Annotated in this window: 6 protein-coding genes; 4 read left to right on the top strand and 2 right to left on the bottom strand. The window is 63.5% G+C overall.

All coding sequences use genetic code 11. The features are described 5' to 3' along the window. Together AC1DUU_RS18565 and AC1DUU_RS18560 are read left to right on the top strand one after the other, a co-directional pair. Positions 1 to 1047, top strand: a 1047-nt coding sequence (locus tag AC1DUU_RS18565; RefSeq protein WP_476784876.1) for an NAD(P)/FAD-dependent oxidoreductase, incomplete at its 5' end; no start/stop codon positions are given. Between the two features lie 82 nt (positions 1048 to 1129). Further along, complete coding sequence (locus AC1DUU_RS18560; protein ID WP_476784875.1) at positions 1130 to 2563, top strand: NAD-dependent succinate-semialdehyde dehydrogenase; 1434 nt, start codon at positions 1130 to 1132, stop codon at positions 2561 to 2563. 41 nt (positions 2564 to 2604) lie between these two features. Here the strand turns inward: AC1DUU_RS18560 and AC1DUU_RS18555 are convergent, their stop codons facing one another. Next, entirely contained in the window at positions 2605 to 3069 is a 465-nt protein-coding gene (locus tag AC1DUU_RS18555; protein ID WP_476784874.1) for an Lrp/AsnC family transcriptional regulator, read from the bottom strand. Positions 3070 to 3200: 131 nt separating this feature from the next. On the opposite strand from AC1DUU_RS18555, the gene alr reads away from it, so the two are divergent. Continuing rightward, positions 3201 to 4334 carry an alanine racemase gene (alr, locus tag AC1DUU_RS18550; RefSeq protein ID WP_476784873.1) on the top strand — a complete coding sequence of 378 codons (1134 nt, stop codon included), beginning with the start codon at positions 3201 to 3203 and terminating at the stop codon, positions 4332 to 4334. Positions 4335 to 4348: 14 nt separating this feature from the next. Then, positions 4349 to 5602, top strand: coding sequence for a D-amino acid dehydrogenase (locus tag AC1DUU_RS18545; protein WP_476784872.1), 1254 nt, complete (start codon positions 4349 to 4351; stop codon positions 5600 to 5602). 33 nt (positions 5603 to 5635) lie between these two features. Here the strand turns inward: AC1DUU_RS18545 and AC1DUU_RS18540 are convergent. Next, positions 5636 to 7286 (bottom strand): efflux RND transporter permease subunit (locus tag AC1DUU_RS18540; protein ID WP_476784871.1); only part of this gene is annotated, 1651 nt, incomplete at its 5' end.

The raw sequence follows: 7286 nt of genomic DNA, 5'->3' as shown, positions 1-7286 counted from the left end.
GGCATGGAAACTGTTATCATCGAGGCGGCAGATGCCATCGGCACCGAGACCAGCTCGCGCAACTCGGAGGTGATCCACGCCGGTATCTATTACCCCGCCGGCAGCCTGAAGGCGAAGCTCTGTGTCGAAGGCCGGGCGAAGCTCTATGCCTATGCCGACGAACGCAACATCCCGCACAAGCGTTGTGGCAAGCTAATCGTGGCGACGCTGCCCGAGCAGGTGGCGATGCTTGCAGGCATCATCGACAAAGCCAAAGCGTGCGGCGTCGATGACCTCGTCATGCTGAGCGCTGCCGAAGCGACTGCCATGGAGCCGAGGCTGACGTGCACTGCCGCCGTGCTGTCGCCCTCGACCGGCATCGTCGACAGCCACGCGTTGATGCTGGCGCTGCTCGGCGAGGCCGAGGAGTGTGGCTCATATCTGAGCCTCAACACCGAGATCGTGTCGGGACGGGTCGAAGCTGATCGTTTCGTGCTGCAAACGCATGACCGCAGCACCGGCAGCGACTACGAGATCGCTGCTCGCCATTTCGTCAACGCAGCCGGGCTCGGCGCGAACGCACTCGCCAGCAGGCTCGACGGCCTCAATCCGCAATTCGTGCCAAAGCTTCTGATGGCGCGCGGCAATTATTTCTCGGTCACAGGCAAACGAGCCTTTTCCAGGCTGATCTATCCGGTGCCCGAGCCGGGCGGGCTTGGCGTGCACCTGACAATCGACCTCAATGGTGGCATGCGCTTCGGCCCCGACGTCGAGTGGATCGAAGAAAAGGACTACGCGGTCAATCCTCGTCGCGCCGACCATTTCTATGGCGAGATCCGCAAATACTGGCCCGACCTCGCCGACGGCAGCTTGAGCCCGACCTATAGCGGAATCCGCCCCAAGCTCTCGGCCCCCGGCGAGCCTGCGGCCGACTTCGTCATCCAGGGTCCGGAAAGCCATGGCGTCAAAAACCTGGTCAACCTGTTCGGCATCGAAAGCCCGGGACTGACCTCGTCGCTGGCGATCGCTGAACTGGTGGCACAAAGACTTGCGCCAACCTATCTCTAGCCAAGCCTCCCAGACTCGCGTCTAGGCCAGCACCGACGCAAGCCCCCGCCCAATCCTCACGACGACTCAGCAAGGACACAAAATGTACCCGGAAGTGAAACTGTTCATCGACGGCAAATGGACGGCTGCTGAAGGCGGCAAGACCATCGACGTCTATAATCCCGCGACCAACGAGGTGATCGGCAAGGTCGCTTCGGCCGGCAAGGGCGACCTCGACCGGGCACTCGCCGCCGCCGAACGCGGCTTCAAGGTGTGGCGCAAGGTCTCGCCGTTCGAGCGCAGCAAAGTGTTGCGTCGCGCCGCAGAGCTGATGCGCGAACGCGCCGACGCGATCGCAGCGCTGATGACGCAGGAACAGGGCAAGCCGGTCGGCGAAGCCAAGATGGAGATACTGTCCTCGGCCGACCTGTTCGACTGGTTYGCCGAAGAAGGCCGCCGCACCTATGGCCGCGTCATTCCGGCCCGCGCTCCGGGTATCCAGCAGCTCGTCGTCAAAGAGCCTGTCGGCCCGGTGGCGGCGTTCACGCCGTGGAACTTCCCGGTGTCGCAGGCGGTGCGCAAGATCGGCGCGGCTCTCGCCACCGGTTGCTCGATCATCGTCAAGCCGCCGGAAGAAACGCCTGCCTCGCCAGCTTGCCTCGGCGACATCTTCAGGGATGCCGGCCTGCCCGACGGCGTGCTCAATCTTGTCTATGGCAATCCGCCTGAAATTTCGGGGTATCTCGTGCCGCATCCGGTGATCCGCAAGGTGTCGTTCACCGGTTCGGTGCCGGTCGGCAAACATCTGGCAGCCCTTGCCGGCACGCATATGAAGCGTGCGACGATGGAACTCGGTGGCCATGCGCCGGCGATGGTGTTCGACGACGCCGACATCGATGCCGCAGCAGCAACGCTCGCCGCCTCGAAATTCCGCAATGGCGGCCAGGTCTGCGTGTCGCCGACGCGCTTCCTGATCCAGGAAGGCTCCTACGACCGCTTCCTCGGCAAGTTCGTCGAACATGCCAAGGCGGTGAAGGTCGGCGATGGTCTCGACGCCAGCAGCCGCATGGGCCCGCTGGTCAACGAACGCCGTCTGGAAGCCGTCGAAAAGCTGATCAATGAAGCCGTCGCCGACGGCGCCAAGATCGAGACCGGCGGCAAGCGCATCGGCAACAAAGGCTCCTATTTCGAGCCGACGGTGCTGTCAGGCCTGCGCACCGACATGCGCATCATGAACGAGGAGCCCTTCGGCCCGGTCGCTTTGGTTGTGCCGTTCAAGAGCTTCGACGATGTCGTGACTGAGGCCAACCGCCTGCCCTACGGGCTTGCGGCCTATGCCTTCACCAAGTCGAACAAGACGGTGACGGACCTCGGCGCCGAGATCGAGACCGGCATGCTGACGATCAATCATCTGGGCCTGGCGCTGCCGGAAACGCCGTTCGGCGGCATCAAGGACAGCGGCTATGGCTCGGAAGGCGGATCGGAAGCGCTCGAGGCCTATCTGGTCACCAAATTCGTGACCCAGGCAGCCGTCTAGGCGGCATTCAAGCCGGCGCCCAAAAGGGCGTCGGCTTTTCTTCACGACGTCTTCGGCCGCTTCGACTGCAAGATGTTGCGGATCGAAAAGCTCGAATGGATGCGAGCGAGCCCCGGCAGCGCCGACAGAATCTCCTTGTGCACGCGCTCGAAATCGGCGGCACTCGCCACCTCTACGCGCAAGAAATAATCAGAGTCGCCGGTCATCAGGTAGCACTCCTTGATCTCGGGATAGCGCCGCACCGCAAGCTCGAAGCGGTTGAAATATTCCTCGGTCTGCCGCTCCAGCGTGATCTGGACGATGACGGCGATGCCCTCGTCGGCGGCGGCGTTGCCGATGATCGCGGTATAGCCACGGATCACGCCTTCCTGCTCCAGCAATTGCACCCGCCGCAGGCATGCCGATGCCGACAGCCCGACCTCAGCCGCCAGCTTGGCGTTGCTGACGCGCGCATTGGCACGCAACGCCCGGATGATGCCACGGTCGATAGCATCCAGAGAGGACATCGCATTTCCTTTCAAATCACCGAAGAAAATTTCAATTCATCGTCGTTGTTCGCACAAGCTTCGTCACATTGGCAAGATTTCCGCCGATCATTGCGGTATTCTCTTGGCTTGGTGAGGACCGTTTTCCGGAAATGAACATGAGTGCGCAAAGCGACATCGAAAGCCGTGCGGCTTGTGGCGTGCTGACCATTGATCTGGCAGCGCTTGCGGCGAATTACGAGCATCTGTGCCGGCAAACCGCGCCCGGCAAGGCCGCAGCGGTGGTCAAGGCCGACGCCTATGGGCTCGGCGTGGCGGAGGTCGCACCCGTGCTCTACGACGCCGGCTGCCGCGACTTCTTCGTCGCGCATTTCATCGAGGCAGTCAGGCTRAAGCCTCACCTCGCCGCCGACGCACGCATCCTCGTGCTCAACGGTCTTTTGCCGGGCAGCGAGAATGATTGCGCCGACCTCGGCATCGTCCCGGTGCTGAACTCGCTCGCGCAGGTCGCCAACTGGTCGGCGACGGCCAAGGCGCGCGGCACGACCTTGCCGGCGGCGGTCCAGGCCGACACGGGCATGTCGCGGCTCGGGCTGGAGCAGGCGGAGGCCGACATACTGCTCGCCGAGCCTGCGCGCCTCGAAGGCATCCATGTCGACATCATCATGAGCCACCTTGCCTGCGGCGACGAGCCTGCGCATGGCGCCAATGCCCGGCAGTTGGCCCGCATGGGCCTCGTCCGCAGCCGCTTCCCCGACACCAAGCTGTCCTTTGCCAATTCGGCCGGCATCTTCCTCGGTGAAGACTATCGCGGCGACCTAGCACGTCCGGGAATCGCACTTTATGGCGGTGCGCCGTACTCCGGGAGCGGCAATCCGATGCGGCCAGTGGTGCGGCTCGAGGTCGGCGTGGTGCAGACCCGCACCGTCCCAGTGGATACCGAGATCGGCTATGGCGCGAGCTTCATTGCCAAGTCGGAGATGCGGCTAGCCACCATCGCCGCCGGCTATGCCGATGGGCTGCCGCGCCATCTCAGCAATTCGGGCGCTGCCTATTTCGGCGACGTGCGCCTGCCGATCGTCGGCCGCGTGTCGATGGACAGCATCATTCTCGATGTCACCGCTTTGGCGCCTGGCACGCTCAAGCTCGGCGACATGGTCGAACTCATCGGCCCGCACCAGACGCTTGAGATGATTGCGGCGGAYGCCGGCACCATTTCCTACGAAATCCTGACCAGCCTGGGCCGGCGCTACAATCGCCGCTACCTCAGCCCGGCAGCGCGCTAACCACAGGGGCAATCATGCGCATAGTCATTCTCGGTGCCRGTGTCATCGGCGTCACCTCCGCCTACTACCTGGCCAAGGCTGGCCACAAGGTCACCGTGCTTGACCGCCAGTCGGGTCCCGCGCTCGAGACCAGCTTCGGCAATGCCGGCGAGATCTCGCCCGGCTACGCCTCGCCCTGGGCAGCACCCGGCATCCCGCAAAAGGCGATGAAGTGGCTGTTCATGAAGCACGCGCCACTGATCATCCAGCCGATGCTGGACATGTCGACCTGGCGCTGGGTGACGGCGATGTTGCGCAACTGCACCTCGTCGCGCTACGCGCTCAACAAGAGCCGCATGGTCAGGCTCGCCGAATACAGCCGCGACTGCCTGATTGCGCTGCGCGAAGACACCGGCATCGAATACGACCACCGCACGCAAGGCACGCTGCAGCTGTTCCGCTACCAGAAGCAACTCGACGGCATGGCCAAGGACATCGAGGTGCTGCAGAGCGACGGCGTGCCTTTCGAGGTGCTGGATGCCTCGGGCTGCGTTGCCGCCGAGCCGGGCCTGGCACCAGTGCGCGAAAAGGTTGCCGGCGGCCTGCGCCTGCCCAATGACGAGACCGGCGACTGCTTCAAGTTCACCAACGAACTGGCGAAGCTCGCGGAAGGCCTCGGCGTCGAGTTCCGCTTCGGCGTCAAGCTCGAGGGCCTGCGCCAGCAAGGCAACCGCATCGTCGCCGTCAGCACCTCGGAAGGCGAGGTCGAGGCCGACATGTTCGTCGGCGCTCTCGGTAGTTTCACGCCGGCTTTCGTCAAGCCGCTCGGGCTCAACGTGCCGGTCTATCCGGTGAAGGGCTATTCGATCACCGTGCCGATAGTCGACGAGGCGCGCGCGCCGGTCTCCACCGTCATGGACGACACCTACAAGATCGCGATCACCCGCCTCGGCGACCGCATCCGCGTCGGCGGCATGGCCGAGATCGCCGGCTTCAACACCGATCTGTCGCCGTCGCGCAAGGCAACGCTGCAGTTCTCGGTCGAGGACCTGTTCGGCGGCGCCGGCGACCAGAGCCGCGCCACCTTCTGGAGTGGGCTCAGGCCGATGACGCCGGATGGCACGCCGGTCATCGGGCGCACGAAGTTCGACAACTTCTACCTCAACACCGGCCACGGCACACTGGGCTGGACCATGGCCTGCGGCTCGGGTCGCGTGCTCGCCGACATGATCGGTGGAAACCGCCCAGAGATCGACGTCGCCGACCTTTCGCTGTCGCGCTACGCGTAAAGCAGAGAGCTGGGCCGGCTTGCTTCGGCCCAGCTACTCCGCGGCCTTGAGCTCCTTTTTGCTCTCGACCGGTTCCGGCTCAACCTTCTTCGCGCCCGCGAAGATCTGCTGCGTCCAGGCGCCAAGCCGCTCCATGTAGAGATAAAGCACCGGCGTGACGAACAGTGTCAGCGTCTGCGACACGACGAGCCCGCCGACGACCGCGATGCCGAGCGGCTGGCGCAACTCAGCGCTGGCGCCAGTGCCCAGCGCGATGGGCAAGGTGCTCATCATCGCGGCGAATGTCGTCATCATGATCGGGCGAAACCGCATCAGGCAGGCCTTGTGAATGGCCTGCGCCGGCGCCATCCCGTCGCGCTGCAAGGTGAGCGCGACGTCGATCATCATGATCGCATTCTTCTTGACGATGCCGATCAGCATCAGAAGCCCGATAACGGCAATCACCGACAGATCGAAGCCAAGCCAGGAAAGCGCGAGCAGCGCGCCGACCGCCGCCGCAGGCAGACCGGAGAGGATGGTCAGCGGGTGGATGAAGCTCTCATAGAGCATGCCGAGCACGACATAGATGGTCAGGATTGCGCCAAGGATCAGCAGGCCCTGGTTGGCGGCGGCATCCTGGAAAGTCTTGGCCGTACCATAGTAGCTAGTGGTGACATTCGGCGGCATGCCGATCTGGGCCTTGAGCTTGTCGATCTCGGCGATGCTGTCGCCCAGGGCGACCTTGTCAGGCAGGTTGTAGGAGATGGTAACGGCGGGAAGCTGCCCTAGCTGGTTGACCGTCAGGGCACCCGCGACGCTTTCGATATGCGAATACGCGCTCAAGGGGATCAGCGTACCGTTGGCGCCGGCGACCTCGATGCCCGACAGACGTTCGGGAGTCCAGTCGATCTTCGGGTCGACCTCCATGATCACGTCGTAGCTATCGCTCGTTGTGTAGATGGTCGAAACCTGCTGCGTGCCGAAGCCGCCATAGAGCGTCGAGCGCAGCACGTCGGCCGTGATCCCGAGCGAAGCGGCCTTGTCGCGGTCGATGACGAGTTGCGCCTGAAGCGCATTGTTCTGCAGGTCGGAGCTGACATCGGCGAAAACGGTCCTTTCGGCTGTCATCGCGTCAGTCAGCTTCTGCGCCCACTGGTTCATCAGCCTTTCATCCAGGCTCTGGACAACCAGCTGGTACTGGCTGGCCGAGGCGCGCGCACCAACCGACAGGTTCTGCACCGGCGACATGAAGGCCTGTATTCCCGCTATCGGAGCCAATTGCCGGCGCAGCTCGACAAGTACCTGCTGCAGAGGCGGGCGCTCGGTCTTGGGCTTCAGTTCGACAAAAAGCCGGGCCGAGTTCATTGCACCTGAACCGCCGCCACCGCCGCCGACGTTGGAGGCGACATGGGCGACATAGGGCGATTTGGCGAAAACATCCGCAACCTGGGCCTGGAGTCCCTTCATCGCATCAAAGGAGATATCCTGGCGCGCCAGCGTCGTGACCTGAAGCTGGCTGATGTCTTCGAGCGGGAAAAAGCCCTTCGGCATGGTTTGCAGCTGATAGACGGTCATGCCGATCGTGCACAGGAAGATCGCGAAAACGAACGGGTGGAAGCGGAAGCAAAGCTTGAGCAATCTGTCGTAGCCGCGCAGGACCGCTTCGAAGCCGCGCTCGAGCATGCCGCCGAGCCCTGTATCGCTG

The sequence above is a fragment of the Aminobacter sp. P4_H6_2 genome (genome assembly GCF_056400805.1).
The sequence above is the reverse complement of the archived record's forward strand: the minus strand, read 5'-3'. Positions and strand labels throughout refer to the sequence as shown.